This is a genomic window from Chryseobacterium candidae (genome assembly GCF_004916905.1).
In the GTDB taxonomy this organism is placed as follows: Bacteria; Bacteroidota; Bacteroidia; order Flavobacteriales; family Weeksellaceae; genus Chryseobacterium; species Chryseobacterium candidae.
This window is the reverse complement of sequence record NZ_SDLV01000031.1, coordinates 255,552-276,731: the sequence shown is the minus strand read 5'-3', so window position 1 is coordinate 276,731 and position 21,180 is coordinate 255,552. Positions and strand designations below refer to the sequence as shown.

Annotated in this window: 18 protein-coding genes and 4 pseudogenes; 21 read left to right on the top strand and 1 reads right to left on the bottom strand. The window is 31.9% G+C overall.

The genetic code is table 11. The annotated features are described in order from the left end of the window. Nucleotides 1–152 precede the first annotated feature (152 nt). The 20 genes and pseudogenes from EK417_RS16290 (at nt 153) to EK417_RS16200 (ending at nt 19,100) form a co-directional block, all read left to right on the top strand. Nucleotides 153–449 carry a hypothetical protein gene (locus tag EK417_RS16290; protein WP_136522755.1) on the top strand — a complete coding sequence of 99 codons (297 nt, stop codon included), beginning with the start codon at nt 153–155 and terminating at the stop codon, nt 447–449. A 1,273-nt stretch (nt 450–1,722) separates the two neighbouring features. Continuing rightward, a complete protein-coding gene (locus EK417_RS16285; RefSeq protein ID WP_136522754.1) occupies nt 1,723–2,409 on the top strand; it encodes a hypothetical protein in 687 nt (228 codons plus the stop codon). A gap of 86 nt (nt 2,410–2,495) precedes the next feature. After that, nucleotides 2,496–2,840: pseudogene (locus tag EK417_RS21735) on the top strand (YWFCY domain-containing protein); the annotation flags it as partial. 63 nt (nt 2,841–2,903) lie between these two features. After that, a complete protein-coding gene (locus EK417_RS16280) occupies nt 2,904–4,451 on the top strand; it encodes a type IV secretory system conjugative DNA transfer family protein (RefSeq protein ID WP_168802014.1) in 1,548 nt (515 codons plus the stop codon). Nucleotides 4,452–4,498: 47 nt separating this feature from the next. Continuing rightward, nucleotides 4,499–4,999, top strand: a complete 501-nt coding sequence (locus EK417_RS16275; protein ID WP_136522752.1) for a M23 family metallopeptidase — start codon at nt 4,499–4,501, stop codon at nt 4,997–4,999. A 3-nt stretch (nt 5,000–5,002) separates the two neighbouring features. Beyond that, complete coding sequence (gene traM, locus EK417_RS16270) at nt 5,003–6,175, top strand: conjugative transposon protein TraM (protein WP_136522751.1); 1,173 nt, start codon at nt 5,003–5,005, stop codon at nt 6,173–6,175. A gap of 54 nt (nt 6,176–6,229) precedes the next feature. Then, a complete protein-coding gene (locus EK417_RS16265) occupies nt 6,230–8,587 on the top strand; it encodes a TraG family conjugative transposon ATPase (protein ID WP_136522750.1) in 2,358 nt (785 codons plus the stop codon). After that, nucleotides 8,584–9,444: a DUF4138 domain-containing protein gene (locus EK417_RS16260; RefSeq protein ID WP_136522749.1), complete on the top strand. Its 861-nt coding sequence runs from the start codon at nt 8,584–8,586 to the stop codon at nt 9,442–9,444. Before EK417_RS16265 ends, EK417_RS16260 begins: the two co-directional genes overlap by 4 nt. 21 nt (nt 9,445–9,465) lie before the next feature. Then, nucleotides 9,466–9,963: a hypothetical protein gene (locus EK417_RS16255; RefSeq protein WP_136522748.1), complete on the top strand. Its 498-nt coding sequence runs from the start codon at nt 9,466–9,468 to the stop codon at nt 9,961–9,963. Nucleotides 9,964–10,007: 44 nt separating this feature from the next. Next, on the top strand, nt 10,008–10,598 hold the full coding sequence (locus tag EK417_RS16250) for a hypothetical protein (RefSeq protein WP_168802013.1): 591 nt from the start codon (nt 10,008–10,010) through the stop codon (nt 10,596–10,598). A 47-nt stretch (nt 10,599–10,645) separates the two neighbouring features. Then, on the top strand, nt 10,646–11,200 hold the full coding sequence (locus tag EK417_RS16245; RefSeq protein WP_136522746.1) for a hypothetical protein: 555 nt from the start codon (nt 10,646–10,648) through the stop codon (nt 11,198–11,200). 20 nt (nt 11,201–11,220) lie between these two features. Beyond that, a complete protein-coding gene (locus EK417_RS16240; RefSeq protein ID WP_136522745.1) occupies nt 11,221–11,778 on the top strand; it encodes a hypothetical protein in 558 nt (185 codons plus the stop codon). Beyond that, nucleotides 11,765–12,343, top strand: a complete 579-nt coding sequence (locus EK417_RS16235) for a hypothetical protein (RefSeq protein WP_136522744.1) — start codon at nt 11,765–11,767, stop codon at nt 12,341–12,343. Before EK417_RS16240 ends, EK417_RS16235 begins: the two co-directional genes overlap by 14 nt. A gap of 31 nt (nt 12,344–12,374) precedes the next feature. Continuing rightward, the gene (locus EK417_RS16230) at nt 12,375–13,241 is read left to right on the top strand and encodes a hypothetical protein (protein ID WP_136522743.1); all 867 of its coding nucleotides are present in this window, start codon (nt 12,375–12,377) and stop codon (nt 13,239–13,241) included. Nucleotides 13,242–13,637: 396 nt separating this feature from the next. Further along, the gene (locus EK417_RS16225) at nt 13,638–13,865 is read left to right on the top strand and encodes a hypothetical protein (protein ID WP_136522742.1); all 228 of its coding nucleotides are present in this window, start codon (nt 13,638–13,640) and stop codon (nt 13,863–13,865) included. A 475-nt stretch (nt 13,866–14,340) separates the two neighbouring features. Continuing rightward, entirely contained in the window at nt 14,341–14,982 is a 642-nt protein-coding gene (locus tag EK417_RS16220) for a hypothetical protein (protein ID WP_136522741.1), read from the top strand. Nucleotides 14,983–15,558: 576 nt separating this feature from the next. Beyond that, nucleotides 15,559–16,899, top strand: a complete 1,341-nt coding sequence (locus EK417_RS16215; RefSeq protein ID WP_136522740.1) for an IS5 family transposase — start codon at nt 15,559–15,561, stop codon at nt 16,897–16,899. Between the two features lie 154 nt (nt 16,900–17,053). Beyond that, on the top strand, nt 17,054–17,794 hold the full coding sequence (locus tag EK417_RS16210; RefSeq protein WP_136522739.1) for a carboxypeptidase-like regulatory domain-containing protein: 741 nt from the start codon (nt 17,054–17,056) through the stop codon (nt 17,792–17,794). A 293-nt stretch (nt 17,795–18,087) separates the two neighbouring features. Beyond that, nucleotides 18,088–18,602, top strand: a pseudogene (locus EK417_RS16205) (IS1595 family transposase); the annotation flags it as partial. Nucleotides 18,603–18,785: 183 nt separating this feature from the next. Further along, nucleotides 18,786–19,100, top strand: coding sequence for a VirB3 family type IV secretion system protein (locus EK417_RS16200; RefSeq protein ID WP_136522738.1), 315 nt, complete (start codon nt 18,786–18,788; stop codon nt 19,098–19,100). A gap of 21 nt (nt 19,101–19,121) precedes the next feature. On the opposite strand, the pseudogene EK417_RS21730 reads toward EK417_RS16200, so the two are convergent. Next, a pseudogene (locus EK417_RS21730) lies at nt 19,122–19,451 on the bottom strand (transposase); the annotation flags it as partial. A 191-nt stretch (nt 19,452–19,642) separates the two neighbouring features. On the opposite strand from EK417_RS21730, the pseudogene EK417_RS16190 reads away from it, so the two are divergent. Further along, nucleotides 19,643–20,982, top strand: a pseudogene (locus EK417_RS16190) (IS1182 family transposase). Nucleotides 20,983–21,180 lie beyond the last annotated feature (198 nt).

Sequence of the window (21,180 nt, the reverse complement as noted above, 5' to 3'; positions counted from 1 at the left end):
CTTCAAAATATTAGCAAGAGTCATTGTAATTGAAGCCTACGAGTAAAGTAAAGCCTCAAAATAAGAGTTGTTATTGCAGGAAATTAAGAGATTAATATGTAAGAGTGTTGATGAAATTTAAGATTTAGTTTTAAAATATAAAATACAAAAAAATGAGAAATTTAAAATTTAAGAAAAAAAAATTAATTGCATTGTTGTTTTTAGTGAGTAATCTATTGTATTCTCAAGCGGGAGGTGGGGGAACAATTGAAACGAAAATTACTGGATGGACTGCTACTCTTAAAACATCTTTGAATGCGGGTGTTGCTGCATTTGCAATTGTTGGTGCTTTCCTGATATTTATTCAATACATGCAGGGTAATGAGCAGGCTCAAAAGAATTTTATTCGTTTTGTTATTGGTTTAGGAGTTTTTGGTTTGGTTGATGTTATTACTCATGTTTTTATCTAGAATTAATATATTTTAATCTGTAAATCTGTTTAAACTTTTTTAATAAAAGAATTTTGAAAAAATTAGCAAATTAAATCTGCGAAAAATAAGATCTTAAACTCATTATGAAAATTAATAATTATTCAATTAAAAAGTTAATTATCAGGGAAATTAAAAGATAGATTTCGATCTGTATACGAAACAATTCAAAACAAAAGATCATTTGATAAGTGTTCTTTAATCTTTTTCAAAGTATAGACATCAATTTAAAAAGTATCATAAACAATGCTTAGTTTATGGCTTAAAATGTTATATTTTCAAGGAAAATATTTTGTCTGGTGTCAATAAAAAAAGATTTTTTATATCTGTCGTATAATTGAGTCACTTTATAAAAATTATGGTAAATTAATTTGCTGCTTAAGTAGCTCGAACACAGTTTACGCTAATTTTTTGGTGACATGATGATAACACAATCAAAATACAGGTTTACGTTGTATAAATTCTGAATTTTTTACTAGCTATATTAATAAGATATTCGAATTTAATGGGCATTTTCTAATTGGTTAGTTTTTGCAAAATTCACTCCTGCATACATTTGTCTAATAAGATTTCTTAAAAGTACAAAAAACAATAGGAAGTAGAGCATTTAGAATATATACAACTTGTATTTTTTTTGATGATTTGATTTTTAAAATTAAAATTCATAAAATAATCAGTTGTTAATCAGTGCTTTGTAGGATTAAAAATTTAATTTTATCGGACATATGTTTAGTAATATTTATCTAATTGTTAATTATATTTTCCAAGAAACTATAACTAACATCTGAAATTAAAACTTTCTCAATATGCGGATATTAGGGGCCTTTCTTAAATCTATAAATATCAAAGAAGAAGTGGATTTAGCATCGATGAAGGCTAAAGAGAACACATCAATGATGAAATATAACCTTTTGGAAAACAATGGTTTGGAGTGTGGAAAATGTAAAAGTAGCCAAAACGTTAAGTTGGCTAATATTTTTTCTCTATCAGAAAATACAGAAGAAAATATATTTTTATGTGAAAATTGCAGAAAAATATATTTTAAAGTTAAAATATTCAGATGAATTTATATATGGTATATGTGCTTAAGTCATAATAATATCTATGCCAATTTGTTTATCAAGTAGATATTCCGATTGTATTTAAATGATTTCATTCTATGAATTAAACTAAGCATTTTACTAAAATAAACCATCAAATCAAAAAGAGCTTTAGTATAATTGACAACAGAGCTTTATAAAGTATTTAAATAGAAATGGATTTAAAAAAATTACGTGAGATTCCCTCTACTTATTCTTTAGTTAAAAAAGCATTATTTCTCAGCTTTTTTATTACGCTAATAGCAATAGTTTCCAGTTCTGTCTGGGCAGTGTACGTAAGTAAGATTTTTACTAAAAAGATATATATTATAACCGAAAAAGGGCAGGCCGCCATTGCAAATTCCATGAATAATGATAAAGATTATGAAAATTATAGACTGCCTGAGATTAAGAATCATATTAAAGTGTTTCACAGATTATTCTTTGGATATGATCAATTTAGTTATGATAATAATATTAATGAGGCTCTTTATTTGATTGGAAACTCTGGAAAGCAATTGTATTTATCTCTTAAAGCAAACGGTCATTTTGCGAGAATACAATCTCAAAATCTGGTTCAAAAACTAGATATAGATTCAATAAAAGTTGATGATAAAGAATATCCTTATCATGCATCTGTTTACGGAAAACTCAATGTCTCCAGAGTTGATCAAAACGTGAGTACAAAAAACCTTTTCTATTCTGAATTTGATGTATATAATGTAGCAAGAACTGAAAATAATCCGCATGGTTTACTTATTGAAAATTATCTATTCAAAAGTAAAGGTTTTGAAAATGCTTCAGCCCATGATTCTGGCAATAATGTGCAAGAGGAAAGCTACTCTAATAAAGAGGAAGACTGATACAATGGTATCTTAACTCTTTTTATAGTTAAGTATTGTAAATAATTTAAAATTTCAAAAAGCGATTCTCTTATAATTTGTGTACAATGAAAAATGATAAATATTCTTTAGATATTTTAATTATATTTTCCTTTTTAATAAGTATCCTATTGGTTTTAATAGATATTTATTATTCCAAATATAGTTACGTAGCGGAGAGAAACCTAAGTAATGAATATGTTAATATATTCATAGTAAAGTTTTATAAAACCTTTGCATTAATTAAGAGTCCTTTCGCATTAAGGGCTTTAAGCCTTGCCATAATTACCTTTGGTTGCTTTGGTTTTGAAGTCAAAAGAGAAGTAAAAGAAGACTCTTCTTTATTGAGGTATATTGTAGTATCAGGGGTATCTCTTGTCATTTTTTTAAGCCTATCGGTTTTGAATATTGAAATAGTATCTTATACAATCATATCTTTTGTTTCATATATTATTTATATAGTTGGTTTTTTAAAAATGAGAAAATACTTCAACTTTTATGATAAGAAGGATGAATTTAATGATAAAAATCAAATTTTTGAACAGGAAAAGGTAGTTAAAAGCAATCCTTATTCTGTAAATTTTAAGACAGAAAATGGAGTGATTAATGTAGTGAATCCCTTTAGAGGCACTATGGTTTTAGGTACTCCGGGATCAGGAAAGTCCTACTCGGTTGTTGAAGAATACATACGACAGCATATTCAAAAGCAGTTTTCGATGATGGTGTATGATTTCAAATTTCCTGCACTGGCCAATGAAACATTTGCTTTTTATGAATACTATAAAGGGAAATACAAAATTGAACCGCGTTTTTGTGTGGTTTCTTTAGATGATCTGGAGAAATCTAATTTTGTGAATCCTCTGGATCCTCAATTGATCAGAAAAGCAGCAGATGCCATCGAAGCATCACAAACCATCTTATTTAATCTGAATAAGGAATGGATTACGGAAAAAGACTTCTTTGCACAATCAGCGATTTCTTATTTCGCTGCCTGTATTTATTTCCTGAGAATTTATGAAGACGGGAAGTTTTGTACGCTGCCTCATGCGATATCTTTAGCTTCTTTGCCCGATGAAAAAGTATTTAAAGTTTTTGGGAAATACTCAGAACTCAGATTCTTTATGACTCCTTTTGCAGACGCTTTAGCCAAGCAGGCTTACGAGCAGCTTTCTGGTCAGACAGCATCTGCGAGAATACCCCTGTCTCAACTGGCAACGAAGGAATTATTCTGGGTAATGGGTAATAATGTTTTTCCTGAAGAGAATATTTCACTAAGTATCAATAATCCGGAAAGCCCATGCATATTAATTATTGCCAACTCACCAAGCACCCAAACAACAAATTCTCCTGCTTTAGGGCTTGTGGTTACCCAGCTTCTGAAAGAAATTAATCAGCAGGGAAGACAGCCTTGTTCCGTGATCCTGGATGAGTTGCCCACCATGTATTTTATGGGGTTAGATAACCTGATTGCAACCGCCAGATCCAACAAAGTTTCTACAACCATTGGAATGCAGGATCTTGAACAGCTGAAGCGTGATTATGGCGATAAAGTAGCTGAAACAATATTCAATATCGTAGGGAATGTTTTTAGTGGTTCAGTAAGAAGTGATACAGCCAGTAAGCTTCAGGAAATATTCGGAAAGAAAAAGCAAAGATTAAAAAATGTAACCATTGATACCAATAATTCATATTCTATCAATGAGAATTTAGAGTATGCCATTCCGGTATCTGCTATATCTCAGCTTTCTCAGGGAGAATTCGTAGGAGTTATTGCCGATAATTTCGGAGAGGAAATTAACAGAAAAATTTTCAGAGGAAAAATAAAAGTAGAAAAACGTACTGATCAGATCAGGAAGGAGATCCCGACAGTTATAGAAGGTGAAATGATCAATGAGGTTCTCAATGGAAATTTTGAAAGAATTGTAAAAGAGGTTGATATTCTTATTGAAAACGAATTGTATAGAATTTCCCAGGAAGAAGAAGCTGCTATGAGCATTGGGCCTTCGTCTCATCCGGAGGAATAATAGAATTGATTTTGTACTTGAAAAACATAAAATGATGATAACTTCTTATGTATACATTACTTAGTAAAAGAAATAAAATACTTTTTGTCTGCTTTATTCTTTTTATCGTACTTCCTTATCAGAGAGTACAATCACAAACGATGATACCGCCGGTTGAATCGTATAAGAAAATTATTTCATCCCATTATGGGTATAGAAAGCATCCCATTGATAGAGTAGTTAAAAAGCATCAGGGCGTTGATTTCTCTGTACCTAGCGGAACTGCTGTATTCTCTACCTATTACGGTATCGTTTTAAGTTCAATGTACGAAAGGGGATATGGCAATACCATCTTAATAGATAACGAGGGAGGTTTCCGAACCCGATACGGACATTTAATGTCTTTGTTTGTTGGGAAAGGTGAATATGTAACACCCGGACAGTTGATAGGATTGAGCGGAAATACAGGACATTCTACAGGTCCTCATCTCCATTATGAAATAATAGTTGAAGGGAAAAGAATTGACCCATTATTGTTTCTGAATATTATGTGTAAAAATAGTTTATAAAATATGTTTGAAAATCTGGACAAAAAAAAGAAGATCATTATTGGAGTCGTTTTTGTGGCTGCTTTAGGTATTCTTACTTTGGTTATGAGTCTGATATTATTCCCAAAAACTAAGGAGTCAGATGATAAGTTGATTGTAACTCCTAATGTTGATGAGAAACAGCTTGAAGAAAAATCAAAATTAGAAATCTATAATCAGGATGAACGGAATTTAAAGAAGTATTTTTCGAAAGATGATCAGTATAATAAAGATACCGAATTTCCTGAAGATGAAAGATTATCGCAGGGACAGTTTCAGAGTTTTGATGGCACAACTGAAGAAAACGATTATGCCAAAAGGCAGGAACGCTATATGAAAGCTTTATCCAATATCGCTTCACCGGGAAGAAGCTACTCTTCCGGTTCCGGGTATAGTTCCGGATATGGTTCCGATTATGGTTCCGGCACTGAAAGCAGCCTTAGCAAAATATTTGAGCTTCAGGATAAAATCCGTGCAGGCTTAACGGAAGGTGCTGCCTCCCATAATTCTCCGGATTCACAGGATACTTTAAAAACCAAGGAAAGTAAAAAGGAGTTGGTTAAAAATGACGTTAGGGATCAAAAGAGTTTTTTTCAGGGAACAACAGTTGGCAATAACAAGAAGATTTTACAGCTGATTCCTTCAGAAACAATAGAGCAGAAGAGGATATTGGATAAAAATATTATTCCTATCAGAATAAAAGAAGATATGAGGCTTACAGATATCCCGGGCGGATTGGTAATTCCTAAAAACTCGATTGTTTATGGGAAAATATCCTTGGGGGAAGATCGTATTAATATTGATATTGAAAGCTATAAAAAAGATAATGTTTTGTACCAGTTAAACTTTAGGGTTTACGACTATGATGGAAGGCAAGGTATTCATATGAATAATCATTCCTGGCTGAAAATTCCATCAACAGTATCGCATGATGTCTTTGATTATGCCATTCAAAGAGGAACCAATGCTGGCGGTTCTGTTTTAGGTGGTGGTACTAATACAGGGGTCGATTTAAAAGAAGCCAGAAACCTGGCCATTTTATCAGCAGGAAAAGAAATAAGCAAAGAAGTATTTGAAAAAAGGAGAGTGTTTTTACCTAAGAAATATCAATTATGGATCAATATAAAGTCCTTCAATAATAGCTCTGGTTTTAATTAGAACATTCTTATTGAGAATTGAATTAAAATAATTTACTAATTAATTCCTAAGGTTATGAAAGATATAGATATCAAAACAACTTTTAACATATTGGCGGTAGATGATGATTTGTTAATCAGTAAAAAAGGAGATATAGGCTTAGTTTACAAGGTTATGCTTCCTCAGATATATTCGCTTGACAGCGATCAGATTGAACAAATTAGTGTTATTGTTGATAAAGTAATCAAATCTCTACCAGCCGGAACAATTTTGCAAAAACAGGATTTCTTTTTTGTAGATTCTATCAAAGAGCATGTATCTGACAGTCCTAATTTTTTAGCAGCAAGTGATAACAGGTTTTTCCATGAAAAGCCGACCATGAGCCATGAGTGTTATCTCACTATAATAAAGGACTCCAAAAGTAAAGTAAGTATACTTAATAAATCCAGCCAGTATAATAAATATTTAGATGGAATAGAAGACTTTATAAAGGCCGTAGAATCCAGTCTTTCATTTTTAACAAAGGAAGGGTTTTTCGCCGTAGAAAGATTAAATAATAATCAGATTATTACTCTTTTGGGAAAATATTTATCTCTTTCGAAAGAAGGGGAGACCAACCTGAGGGATATGTTTTTTGATAAGAACTTACAGATAGGAAATAAATTTGCAGAATTGTATACCATATCTTCTAATAATCAGCTTCCTATTACCATTAACAGCACTATCAAGAGCATTGAATATTCTACCCCTAAAACTGATTTTAGAATTCCTTTTATACAGCCGGTATCTACAGGTCTGGACGTCAACCATATCTATAATCAGGTGATTTTTATTGAGGATTCAGAAAAAGTTTTTTCTTCCCTGAAGACCAAGATGAATCAGTTTAAAAGTATGGCGATTCTTTCAAGAGAAAATCAGGTTACTTATTCTCAGGTGGAAGATCTTGTAGAAGATGTATTGGAAAGGGAATTAACATTTGTTTATCAGCATTTTAGTGTGATTGTCTGGAATGTTTCACAAAAAAAACTGGAACATGATGTCAACTTATTGGAAAATGCTTTCAGGGATTTGGGAATTACTCCTTATCAGGTAAAGTATGCTTTAAAGGATTTGTATATGAACAATTGCCCTGGCGCACCAGCTTATATTTCAGAGAATCATAAATTTATCGGTATATCCGAGCAAACCTCTTCATTACTGAATTTTGAATCTTATTATGAGAGCAATAAAGATGGAATTCTTTTCTGTGACCGTAAAAACGAATCTCCTTTACGTCTTGACTTATGGGATGAGCCTGTTAAAAAAGGAATCATTGTGAACAGAAACAGATTAATTTTCGGACCTTCAGGAACCGGAAAATCATTTTTGATCAATCATATTGCAAGTCAGTATTATGAGCAGGGACACCATATTGTAATGATCGATATAGGAAACTCTTATAAAAAGTTATGCGAATTGGTGGAGGGTGTTTACTTTACGTATGACTTAAAGTCACCTTTACAATTTAATCCTTTTTATTACTATGATGAAGATGAAATTAACATAGATAAGAAAACCTTTCTCCTGTCACTGATCTTTTTCTTATGGAAAGGAGAAGAGGGAGCTTCAAGAGAAGAAAAACAGATATTATCCACCTATCTGGATCTTTATTACGAACATGTAGTCAAGAATGATCTTTTTCCTTCTATGTCTACTTTCTATGAATTTATATCAGAAAATACAGCTGTTGAAGAAGAATCATGTTATTTTGACAAGGTCAGCTTTAAACTTTCTCTTAGAGATTTTTACGACGGACACTATAAAGATATACTCAATGCAGCAGAACCGGCCAACCTGATTCATGAGCGTTTTATTGTGTTCGAAATGGACAATATCAAAGATCACCCTACATTGTTTCCTTTAGTTACTATGTTGTGTATTAATCTGGTTATGACTAAGATACAAAAGATTCCCGGAGTAAAGAAATCAATATTTATAGATGAGTGCTGGAAGCCTATTTCCAAAGGGGAAATGGCTGAGTTTATCAAGTATTTGTACAAGACCGTTCGTAAATTTTATGGAGAGGTTGCCATTGCAACCCAGGATCTGGAAGATATTTTAGATACTGCTGCCGGACCTGCTATGGTGAATAATACAGATACTCTGATTATGCTTTCCCATAAAAAGAAAATGGCATCCAAAGACAAGTTTTCCAAATATTTGTCACTCAGTGAATCCGATCTTCAAAAACTTTACTCTACAGACAAAGGAGAGGTGTATGTGAAAGTAGGAAGTATGTCCAACGTGTATAAAGTAAAAGTATCTCCAGAGAGATATGCCTGTTATTCTTCCAATGCCGATGAAAACAAAGTAATCAGGGGAATATACGAAGCCAAGGGAAACATGTCTGTGGCCATTAACGATTTTATTGATTTAAATTCTCAAAAGAAATGAAAAAACACATTGTATTATTTATCCTATTTTTTATCTGTTCTCAGGTATCTTTCGCCCAGGAAATATTGGAGCCCTTATCTCAGCGTCAGTCAATTGAAGTTTCAGATGTGAAGACCACCCACATTATTTTTGATGAAAAAATAAAGTATGTGGATGTAGGTTCTACTTATTTTGTTGCAGATACCATTGGAAATATGCTCAAATTAAAGCATACAGGTGAAGAGCTAGGAAGCCCAAAGAGCCTACAGGCAAATCTTACGGTTATTAATGGCAAAGGAAGCTATTATTCTATTGATATGGGGTATAACAGAAACCCAGATATCACAACGTATAAAGCTGTTGAAACCATTACTAAGATAGATTACTTTGCAAAGGAAAATATAAACAAAATTGAACGGGAAGAGAAGTCAGCACAAGATCTTCAGGAATTATGTTTGTTATCTGAAAGTGCTCCTTCTAACATAAAGATTAATGATAATAATGACGGATTGAACCTGACTTTAAATGGAATCTATTACAGAAACTTTCAGGATAAAATTATCTTGCGTGTAGAAATTCATAATACGTCTAAAATCACTCTGGATATAGACCAGGTTCTTTTCAGATCAAAACTGAAGAATAATAATGCTGCCAAAAAAGATTACGTGTATCAGGAGAGAATACTGACACCTGTAAAATCCTGTGGGGAGCAGCGAAATATCAAACTGGGTGAAACAAGGGTTCTTACCTTCATCTTCGATAAATTCACATTGAATGAAGATGAAATATTAAGCATGGAAGTAGGAGAGCATGCCGGAGGCAGAAGCGTCAATATTCGTATTCCCAGAAAGAAACTTTTGTTTCCGGAATATATATAAACCTATTTAACATATTTAGTTATGAAATATCTGATTCCGCTATTACTTTTTTTTTCACTGCAATATAAGGGGCAATTGCCATACTTTGATCCCCCGGGTCTAGTGATAAGACTTTTTGAGAAGGATGCTACTAATGATTATGAAAAAGCTACAAAAAAAAGCTTGGATGAGCTGGGTCAAATTGATGCTATCAATGAATTTGAAAATTCAGCCAGGACTACGATTTCTAAAAAGGATCTTATTAATTTTTCCAGGTATTCCAACGTTTGTAACCTTTATCTTAGTCCTGTTAAAAAAAGTAAGTGCAGAAAGAAACTGGAGTACATTAAAGATGCGAACAACATCTTAGAAGATACATTTATAGCAGGGGTAGGGATAAAGGTTAACCGCGGAAACCGAGAAAAACTGGATGCAGGATTTATGAGTACTTTAAATTTTCTGATTCAGGAACTGGATCAAATGAAATATGAGGCGGAACAAAGCAATCTATTCTACAAATTAGGCCTTATCCCTAGGTAAATTCCATATTTTCATCTATAATAAGTTTATAATAATAAAGTATTATGAGAGCATTAACTATGTTGTTTTTTTTAACATTTCAGCTATTTTCAGCTCAGTTTGTACATATTGCTATTCATTTGAATAATACAGATTCAGATACAAGACAAAAGCTTGCAGAAATTCTTGGACATACCACTGCAAGAGCAGTGCAGCTGAAACTCCAAAATGATTACCTGGAAGAAATGATTAGGAATGATGAAGAATTTTTAGAAAGGAATTATAAAAAGTCAGCTCAATTTGATAAGCAAAATGATTTTATTGTTAAGTCTATAAAGACTGGTGTTTTAGGTATAGGACCTGTTATATTGAATAAGTTTAAAAAACTTCCCTATATAACCAATGTTAAGAATGATTATTTACAATCTCTGGCAATGGATAGATTAGTACTTTTTTCCCTCCAAAATGTTGATGCCTCAAAAATAAAGGCGGCTGAAAGGCAGGAAATTTATAGGATTCGTGACCAGCTGGTAAGGGTATATTCTAAAAATGATAAGGAAGTTTTTGCGGTCATGACTTTGCCTGCGTTGGCAATGCTGATACAAAGCAGTCCAGATCTCATCAAAATGATCAAGGATCTTGAAATTATTTTTTAGTTTTCTATAGAATTTAGTTTGTAACATAATTATAGAGTTATTTCAATATGTATAAGTTTCTAATATTATTATTATTATTGGTTTCAGTAAAGATTTATTCTCAACCGGTTGCCAATAACCCTATTGGCCCTATATCAGACGTTCCTTCAGGAATACTTTCAGGTGTAACTATTGGGCTTAATCTGGAGTTAAAAGGGAGAGAAGAAACAACAGAGAAAAGGATTCAGGATTTTTTAAAAGAGTATAGAAAGCGGCTTCAATATTATGATGCTATTGCCTGGCTATCTACGGTAAATGATATTATCAACAATGTTAAAGACAGATCTCGTCAGCTCATGCAGGATAATGAAAAGCTTTCTTTTCTGTATTATTCCAAAAAGAAAGAGAACAGGGTGTATTTGCTTTCAGCGGATAGCCAGATTGAGAATATTTCTTCCCATTTCTTGAATGGGGAAAAAATTACCATTTTGGGAGAAAAATTTAATCTTTATGAAGACCTGAGAGCATCCTTATCTGCAATTAACCGGAAACTTGATATGGTAGATGATAATATAAAAGAGAGTAATCTAAAGAGAAAATTCGTTCAACAATTTGTTAAATAATTAATATAAAATTGAAAGTCATGAATATGATATTTATTAATTTTAAATCATTCGGAGTTAAAGTATTTTTTTCAATATCATTATTGTTATCTATTTTTTCCAAAGCTCAGCTTATTACAATTAATGTAACGCTACCTTGGACAGCAAATGATCTTCTGTCAAGAGAGCTGTATAAAGATATGGTCTCAGCACATAGAAAACTGGAAGGATACGCCACAGCAAAAACAAGTATTGTGGCAAGAACAAAGGATGTTTATTTAGAACCTAATAAGGAGCTTACCCGTATATCATTTAATTTAGCTTCAAAAAAAGATGATGTGTTGAAATTTGTATCCGAAACAAGTTACGACTATATAAAAGATAAATATCCGATAGTCGCTACTTCCCCTCTTTCGAGAGGTAAAGTTTCAAATGTTGTGGTTAGGAAAAGATTTTCAAAAAAATTTGATTCGGAAAAAGAAAACATTACCAACTATCTGGATGCTGCTAATTTTATTCCTGAAGCAGAAAGATTACGTTTAATTCAGCAGGCATTAGACAAAGTAATAAGAGTAACACTCGAAGATGAAACGTATTAAATCTATATTCACATTCTTGTTTTTTTTTAGCTTTAGTTTTTTTTATACACAAACCTGGTCTTTTGACATAAATGATTATACTGTTGCAGGAACCAAAAGTGGAATTATTGCTGGATTAGGTGGTGAAATTTATCTAAAGGATGAACAAAATAAGTTATTGGAAAAGCTTATAAGCTTAGAAAAAGAAATTAATGATAAAAAGAGTGTGGCAAACATAAATAGCCTTGTACTTGCGTCTACTTCTCTTATTATGATTGAAGATACCCAAAAAGAGATAAGAAATATCGGAAATATTATTAATATCATAAAATACAATCCATTATTTATTAAATATTCATTGGCAAAGAAATCTGAGGATCTGGCTATTGAAGATAGATATTTAGATGAAGCTCAATCTGATTATTACGGATATTTAGCATCAGGACTTCTTTCGGGAGGTTTGGGTCAGGTTTATACAGTTTTTGGAAAGCTCTTAACAAGGATTTTGAAAATCAGAGCCAATGTTTTGTCCATAAAAAAAGATTTGCAATCACTATCTGTTATCAATAAAGTCTTAATTAAATAATTGATAATTACATATGTAAAATAAAAACTAAATGACAATAGATGAAATTTTAAATCAATATAGATCAATTCTTCAAACCAGATTTGATCTATTTATTAGTGAGTCCAAACCATATGTTTTTCTCATTGCCGTTACATTTACCTTTGTTTTTGTAGGGTATAAAGTAATGAAATCAATGTCTGATCCGGATGAAAAGATTGGACGTGATACGCTTTTAAGACCTATTCTCACTTTTATGGCGATCACATTATATATTCCTTTGGTAAAATTACTGTTATTTGATACTGTAGATATTTTAACAGAGATCGTAAAAAATGGTGCTTATAAAGTGACAGGTCGGAGTCCTGGTGATTTTGAGCAAGCCTTTCAGACCGCTATAACCCATGTGCAGGGAACAGGAGCAGATGGAAATGGGGTGTATGATGTTCTGCAGATCAATCCTTTTTTAGAACTTTTTCATATTATTATTTATTTTATTGCTTCTGTTGTTGGAGGATATATATTATTGAGGCAACTATTGATGATATTTATCTATTATGTTTTGGGAATATTTGTGTTACCATTTTCACTTATTGTATCAAATGAGAGAATTCTAAAGTCATGGTTTTTTGGCTTCTTGTCTATACTTTTATGGGAACCTGTATTAACGATTTTGAAAGTTATGATAGTTCTTTTACCTGTTGGAAATACAGAATTTACGAATGTTCTTCTTTCTATTGCTTTTCAGGTTATTATGATATTTATGATATTAAAAGTTCCACAATTTGCTAATCTTTTGGTAAATCCTGAATCAGGGAATAAATTTAGTAACAAGGCTGGTTCTGTTCTGAGAGGCTTACCTGGAAAGGCTTTTAATGCATCGGGAAAAGCTTTTAAAGCATTAAAAGATAATATATAGTTTAATATCTTTTAGTAATTTTTGATGTAAGCTAGCTATTAAAAATTTTTCCAACTAGGGAGATGCTGTAATAAAAACTGATACTTTACAAAGATTAAAAATGCTATATTGATATAGTCAGTAGTTGATTAGATTAAAGAGCTAACTAATAAAACTCTTAATGGTAGATATAGTAAGGATGAACTACTACTGATATAATTTTTTAATAAAAATATTGACTTATTCCTTTAACTCATAATGGAAAACAATTATTAGTAATCGGTTTTTAAACAGAAACGCTTCTCAGACAGTGGGGCTTCTCGAATACTAACCGAAATATTTAAACATTTTCAGGATAAGATTATCGAAACCTTTATTAGTAAAAGGGATAAGTCAATAAAATTAAAAACTAGAATTATGGTTAAAGAAAAACACAACGTTTCACTTTCAAATGAACACCTAAATACAAATATTGAAATACCTGAAGTTGTTTTCAGGATAGATTCAAGAAGCCCTTATGATGGGGGAAATAATCCAGGAATATTTAACGAAGGCTTTACAGCAAAAGGGACAGATTACAATTTAACAAATCATGTATTAGGAGGAAATAATAGAAATGCAAATAATTTAGGCTCTGATATATAACAACCACATCAAGTCCTACTACCTTTAATAATATTCTATCATCAATAACTCGTATTATTTTATTACCTGAAATAAAAAGTCGAAGTTTGACTTGTACAAATAGTGGACGAATTAAAATTAATGCTTATGTATATAACATAAAACCAACTAACTCTATTTTTTTTCAGTAGTTGATATCTTACCAGAAGGAGATACATTTGATTATAATCATGGACAGAAGGAAAGGATAACTATTGACCTAATTAACAGAGAACAAATTCAATCCGCGGTAGTATATGAAGCTATTTATAATGATTGCGTACTCGAAGGAAAGATTAAACCAATAAATATAATAATGAATCCCAACTATTCTGAAAATACTCAGGGATATTTTTCAGAATCTTTCAATACTGTTTATTTAGGGATAAAAAAATAAAAGCATCAGCAAAGTAAACCTAATTAGTCCTTTAAACTTAAATATATATATATATATATTATGTATAATACAGAAATCGAAGAATTAAACAAACATTTTGATGAAGAAAAAATAGATCTTCAGGAACAACAAAGATATTTTCAGAATACTGATTTGATAAATGAAAATAAAGATACGGACGACGTTCTAATAGAAAAGAATGAGGAAGAAAAAAGATTGCGTATTCTCAATACTATAGGAGAAAGCAGTTCATTTATTCAGAAGTCCTTAAAACCTATTTCAATCGGACTAGCTGCAGGATTTGCACTTTCAATACTTTTTCCGCCATTGGGAATAGCTGTGATGGCTATTTCTGCTATAGCTGGTGTATCTGCAATAGGGGCAAAAGTGTCTTACAGCTATGCTAAAACAAAAGATGAAAATAATTACACTAAAGAGAATTCTGAAACAAAAGCTGAAGTACTTCGTGAGATTATGAGTGAGCAAATGGAAGAAAGTTTATCAGAAGATAACAGGAATGTTGAACAACGGAACAAAAACAACTCTTCGGCAAATACTAATGAATCTGCGTTATCTATGTATACGAAGGCATTAAATGTTCTTAATCCTAATATAATAAGAGAGACTTCAGTTTTACTCCCAAAAGCACAGCAGGAAAAGCAAAGTGTCAATAAAAATTTGGGAATAAGTTACAATACATAATAAAGTATCTTTATAACCTGTTTAAAGTTTTTCAAAGAAAGAGTTTTCTGTTAATAATTTAGAGTTGCAAAAAATACTAAATTTTGGAACTCACTAGAAAAGATAAAATATAAAAATGGATAATTTCTCATGTGAGCAGAGGAAGGCGAGGATTTTCAACAAAATTTGATTTAAAGAAGGTATTCTGTTTATTATCAATCGGTTGAAAATAGCTGCCAATGCTTCGAATTAAGTATTAAAGAATATTTTTAAAGCCAAGTAATAAGTTGCATCTAACTTGTTATTATTTTAATAACTGGAGTAAGAATAGTTTTTTCAAACGAATTTGGAGATTCCTTCTTAAAAACAATAAAAGAAAATTTGATCTTTCCTGTGGTCAGTTCGATTGAAGTCATATGCTAAATAAAACAGGTGAGGAATCAGTATGATATCAGGGAGAAAATTCATCGAATAATTAGTCATTCCTTAAAACCCTCATAATATTTTGATTTTCAATTTTATGAATTCTGAATTCGTAAAAAAAATGTTATAAAAAATTGCATGAAATCGTATTTTTAGGGTATAAAAAGTGGCAAAATGTTAGGCAAAATAAGAGAGGATTTACAGCAGAATTTATTCAAGACCAGGCTTACGGAGCTTATTAATATGGAGCATCCGCTGGTAAAATTAGCTGGGGAGATTTCCTGGGATAAAATGGAGTTAGAGTTTGAGAAATTCTTTTCGGAAAACGGAAGGCTTTCTATTTCGATTCGCAAAATAGCAGGAATGCTTTTGCTCAAGGAAATGTTTAAAGAAAGTGATGAAAGTGTAGTAGAAAGATGGATTGAGAATGCGTATTGGCAATATTTTACCGGAGAAACCTTTTTCCAGACAGAACAGCCTTTCGATCCGAGCAATTTTGTACACTTCAGAAAAAGAATTGGAGATAAGGGTTTGGAATTTCTTTTGGGACAAAGCGTTTCTCTTCATCCCAAAGCCAAAACAGAAGATGAAGTTCAGGTAGATACGACGGTTCAGGAGAAGAACATTACCTTTCCTACCGATGCCAAATTAGCAAAAAAAGTAATTGACAATTGTACTAAAATAGCAGAAAAAGAGAGCGTCGTACAAAGACAAAGCTACAGAAGAGTGAGCAAACAATTAGTGCGGGACGCTTATTTTGGAAATCATCCCAGAAGAGAGAAGAAGGCAAAAATGGCAAGGAAAAAGCTTAGAACGATTGGTAAAAGAGTACTTCGGGAATTGGAAAGAAAACTTCCTAAAGATGTTTTGAAAGGCTACGAAGACGTTTTTAAAATTTACCTTAAAGCACTCACCCAAGAACGTACCACGAAAGATAAAATTTACAGTCTTCACGAGCCACAAGTTGCGTGTATTGCGAAAGGAAAATCGGGAAAAGCATACGAGTTTGGGACAAAAGTAGCGGTAGTAAGAAGTCGGAAAACAGGGATCATCAGCTCGGTAAAGAGATTTTCTGGCAATCTTCACGATAGTAAAACTCTTGAAGAATCATTGGCACAGAGTGAGAGGGTAAGAAAATCCGTTGGCGGAACAAGACCTGGGAAAGCCACTACAGACAGAGGATTTAAAGGAATCAAAGAAGTAGAAGGAACAGCAATTTTGCTTCCCGCAAAAAAAGAAAAAACAAGATATGGGCAACAAGCAGCCAGATTAAGATTCCGGGCAAGAGCAGCCATAGAACCTTGTATCTCTCATTTAAAAAGAAACCACTCCTTAGGATTAAACTTCCTGAAAGGAGTGGCTGGAGATATTAATAATGCATTATTAGCCGGGATTGGATACAATTTGAAGATGAGATTGAACCAAATCAAACAACAAATTCTTCTTTGGCTCGAACTTGTTCTACGAATCTTTTTAGGTAAGTATAATTTTCAAAGTCAAAAAACAGCTTTTTAAGGAATGACTAATTAGGGACAAATACTTTCAATGGAAAAATCTGTAAACTTTGAATATACATCAATGAGTATTTGCAATATTCAGCTTTTTCTATTTTATTTATATCATTTAATTATTAAAACTTAAAATAAAAGATATATTAAAAATAAGCATTATGAAATTAAATTTTTTGCCTTATTGCGTAATTATTGTATTAGGAATGGTTTCATGCAGCAGTGATCAAGATTTTGTTGTTGAGCCAAAGCCAAACCCTTCCGGAAAAGTTAGTGGATATGTTAATCTGTATAATGAAAGTACGATAATGATTGACAAATCGAACATGACGGTAAAGATAGTTGGAAGTAGTCCGGTAATTTCTGCAGTAACTGATACGAATGGGTATTTTGTATTGCCAGATGTGCCTTTTGGAGATCTTGCTCTTTCATATGAAAAATCTGGCTTTGGAACATTTAAAAAACTAGGGATTAAGCACCCGGCTGATGGTTCTTCAACAATTATTACAGCTACGCCGTCGTTAGGGCAAATTTCTTCTACACAAATTACTAATTTAACAGTTCAATTGATTAATAGTGATATTGTACTTTCTATTACGACCAACCCTTCTGGAAGCAATGCAGATAAACGGTACTTCCGTTATTTTCTTTCAAAAGATCCAAATGTAAGTTATCTTGATTATACATATTATTCCCCAGGTTTAACAAGTCAGATAAATCCTTACAAAGTTACATTGACTAAAAATGATTTGCTGGCTAAAGGCTTTCTATCAGGAGAGAAAATTTATGTAAAGGCATACGGAGATTCATTTTGGAGTAATGAATATGATGTACCTGGCTTGTTAAGAATTTTTCCGAATCTAAATTCAAATTCAGCTAATGCCGTATCTTTTACTTTATGATATTAGAAAGATGTTTTTGTGAAGAAATGAATATCTAACCTAATAACATTTTGATCAGTTGTAAACCAGAAGCTATCAATATTCTGATAAGTTAACGCATATTTAACTTCGCCAAATTCTTATTATGAAATCAAGTAAATTTAGCATATAAAAGCTACTTTTAAGAAATTGTTAGTTTGTCGAAATAGTTGATGATTGATTAGAAGAGAATGTAAACTTCCCGATAAATAGTACGACTAGAATTTAGACAAAAAGTGATATATCTAGTTTTACGACTCATTTTGGGGCAGAGGAAGATTGGTTTGCTTCGTAAATGTTGTCACAATGACCATTTTTGGAGAAAAAGTATCTGGAGATATGAATGCAAAAATTGTAGTAAAAGAATTTCCTTCAAGAATGGAAAGATTATGAAGAATTCCAAGCTTTTCTTTTTAATCTGGTACAACACAATGTTTCTGATGAGTTTTACAAAGAAAAAATTTTCGTCAAAGGAGATTCTTAAACAATTGGGGTTGAAGCGCTATGAGGGTGTTTGGACGATGGTTCATAAACTCAGAAAAGCAATGGGAACGTGTGAGGAAAATACACTTTGGAAGGGATGATAGAATTTGATGAAGGATATTTTACGGTGGAATCCAACGATTTAGAGCAGGGACAAAGTGTTCGTGGCTTAGTCTTTTCATTTGGAAAATTTGGAAACAGCTGAAAAATCAAAGTCTTGCAGATATTTTAAGGCGCTTAAGTTTTAGAAACCCATTTTTCTTTGGAAATCAATGAAACCATCTATTGGGAAATTACCATAAAATCAAAAGAAAGTGCCTTCAACGAGTTTATCTACAAATTAAATCGAAAGATATTTTGGAGACAAAGCCGTTGAAATGCTTATTATTGGCAAAATTATGAAAGTATGTGACAAAAGACAAATAAAAAAATTACTATATTTACTATATCTATTATTATTTTCTACTATTAATCAAATACAAATCTTGTCATGGAATATAAAACTCCGAAATCCTTAGAAAGAAAACCTATGATCTTTGGTTATCCTGTAATAACTGCTATGATAGTTATTTTATGTTTGATGTTGTTTCTTTTTACTGTATTTAAAAATATAATTTTATCATTAGTGTTTATAATAACACCTTTACTTTATTTATATATTATAAGAAAATATCCTAAAAGAGGTGAATTTAAAGAGTTTTTTTTTGACTTTAAAATTGGTGTAAAATGTATTAGATTTGATGAGAAATTAGAAAATTTAATTAATATGAATCCAAAAGATAGTATGAACAAAAAAGCTTTTTGATTTATATGTTTAATTTCTGTACTAATTTAACGTAAGTTCGATATAACTAATTAAATAAAGTTGTTTAGTATCTACAAAATTGTTTTTAAACAAAGGTTTTTTGTCCATGAAATTATATGCTATCAGTGCAGAAAAAATAGTATTGAAGTAATTGGCTATACTTCTGTGTCTTGAATGCTCCACCTGACAAATATTTTTAAGCTGATCAAAGATATTTTCCACAATAGCTCTTTTACGTATCATATAGGAATCGAACATTGGGGTTATAGATTTTGTTTTCATATTCTTTTTAAGCTTTGTTACCAGATGAATACCCTGAGAAAAAAGATTTTGAAAAAACTCTTTTGAGATATTTAAGAAAGGGTATTGAAAAAGGCGATTTATATTCATCCAAAATCAACTGAACACTGGTCAATTTTAATAGATTGTACAATTTTATATTTTAGAAGAGGCTGTCTCAAAAGTGAGGCAGTCTTTTTTTTGAGTATAAAAAAAGGAAAGCTTTTGCTTTCCTAATAGTTGCAAATTGATTAATTTGCTGTGTGTTAAGTAAATCAAAGGTAGTCTTTAAAGATTATAATCCCAAGCAAAATTTTCTTTTTCCTCCTGATTTGTCGGAGCTGATACAAAATAATCATCCTGTACGAACTGTTTCAGCTGTTATAGATGGTCTGGACATCACTAATTTACTCCGTAATTATAAACCCGGCGGTACATCGGCGTATCATCCCAAAATGCTTTTGAAAGTATTGGTTTATGGCTATTTGTGTAATATTTATTCGAGTAGAAAGCTGGAGCAGGCACTCAAAGAGAATGTTCATTTTATGTGGCTAAGTGCCATGAACCGTCCTGATCATAATACTTTAAACCGTTTCAGAAGTGAGAGGTTAAAAGGAGAACTCAAAGAGATCTTCGCACAAATTGTATTATATCTGGAGAAAGAAGGTCTGGTAAGCCTGCAAACCATCTTTACAGATGGGACTAAAATAGAAGCCAATGCCAATCGTTACACATTTGTATGGGGAAAGGCTATCAAAAAGAATAAAGAACGTATAGAGTCCCAACTTGAGGATTTGTGGAACTACACTCAGGAAATAGCCAGGGAAGAAATGAAAGATACTTCGGAGGTAACCTTTAAGTCTATGGACAAAGAAAAAATAAAATCTGTTATAGAAACGATAGATTCTACTTTAAAAAAGAAGAAAATTTGCTCTAAAGTTCGTCAGAAGATTAATTACGCAAAAAAGAACTGGCCTGAAAATCTTGAAAAATATGAGAACCAAGAGGCTATTCTTGGAAATAGGAACAGCTATTCAAAAACAGACCCTGATGCTACTTTTATGCGCATGAAAGAGGATCATATGCGTAACGGGCAGAGCTCAAAGCGGCTTACAATCTTCAGTTTAGTACCGAGAATCAGTTTATCATTAATTATACTCTGCATCCTAACCCTGGTGACACTAAAACCCTTTTTGCTCATATTAAGAATTTTGAACACCTTTATCATAAATCTCCCAACGAAATAGTGGCTGATGCAGGATATGGCTCAGAAGAGAACTATACTTTTCTCCAAAAGAGAAAAGTCAAAGCCTATATCAAGTATAATTATTTTGATAAAGATCAGAAAACCAAAAACATAACATCTTCGCCTTCTAACCCAAAACTTTCAAAGCTCCGGCATAAGGTTCATAAGCTTCTCAATACAAAACGGGGCATAATGCTTAGAAAACAAAGGTGCCACGATGTAGAACCTGTGTTTGCTCAAATCAAACATAACAAAGGATTTAAAAGATTTTTTCTCAGAGGACAAAATAAAGTCGAAATAGAAACCGGCTTGATTGCTATTGCGCATAATCTTAGAAAATTGGCTCTGGCAGGGTAAAAAACCTTCCTTTGCTTTATTCTACCATAATTAACTCAAAAATATAATCTAAAAAAAAAAATTCATTGAAAAATATGAGTTACAAAAAAATACAGCCATAAAAAGGCTGTCCTTTTGAGACAGCCTCTTTTATCATTATTCCCATAAAATGCTTGCAGTCTATTAACAAATAACAAAATGGTTGAAATGTAATTATGG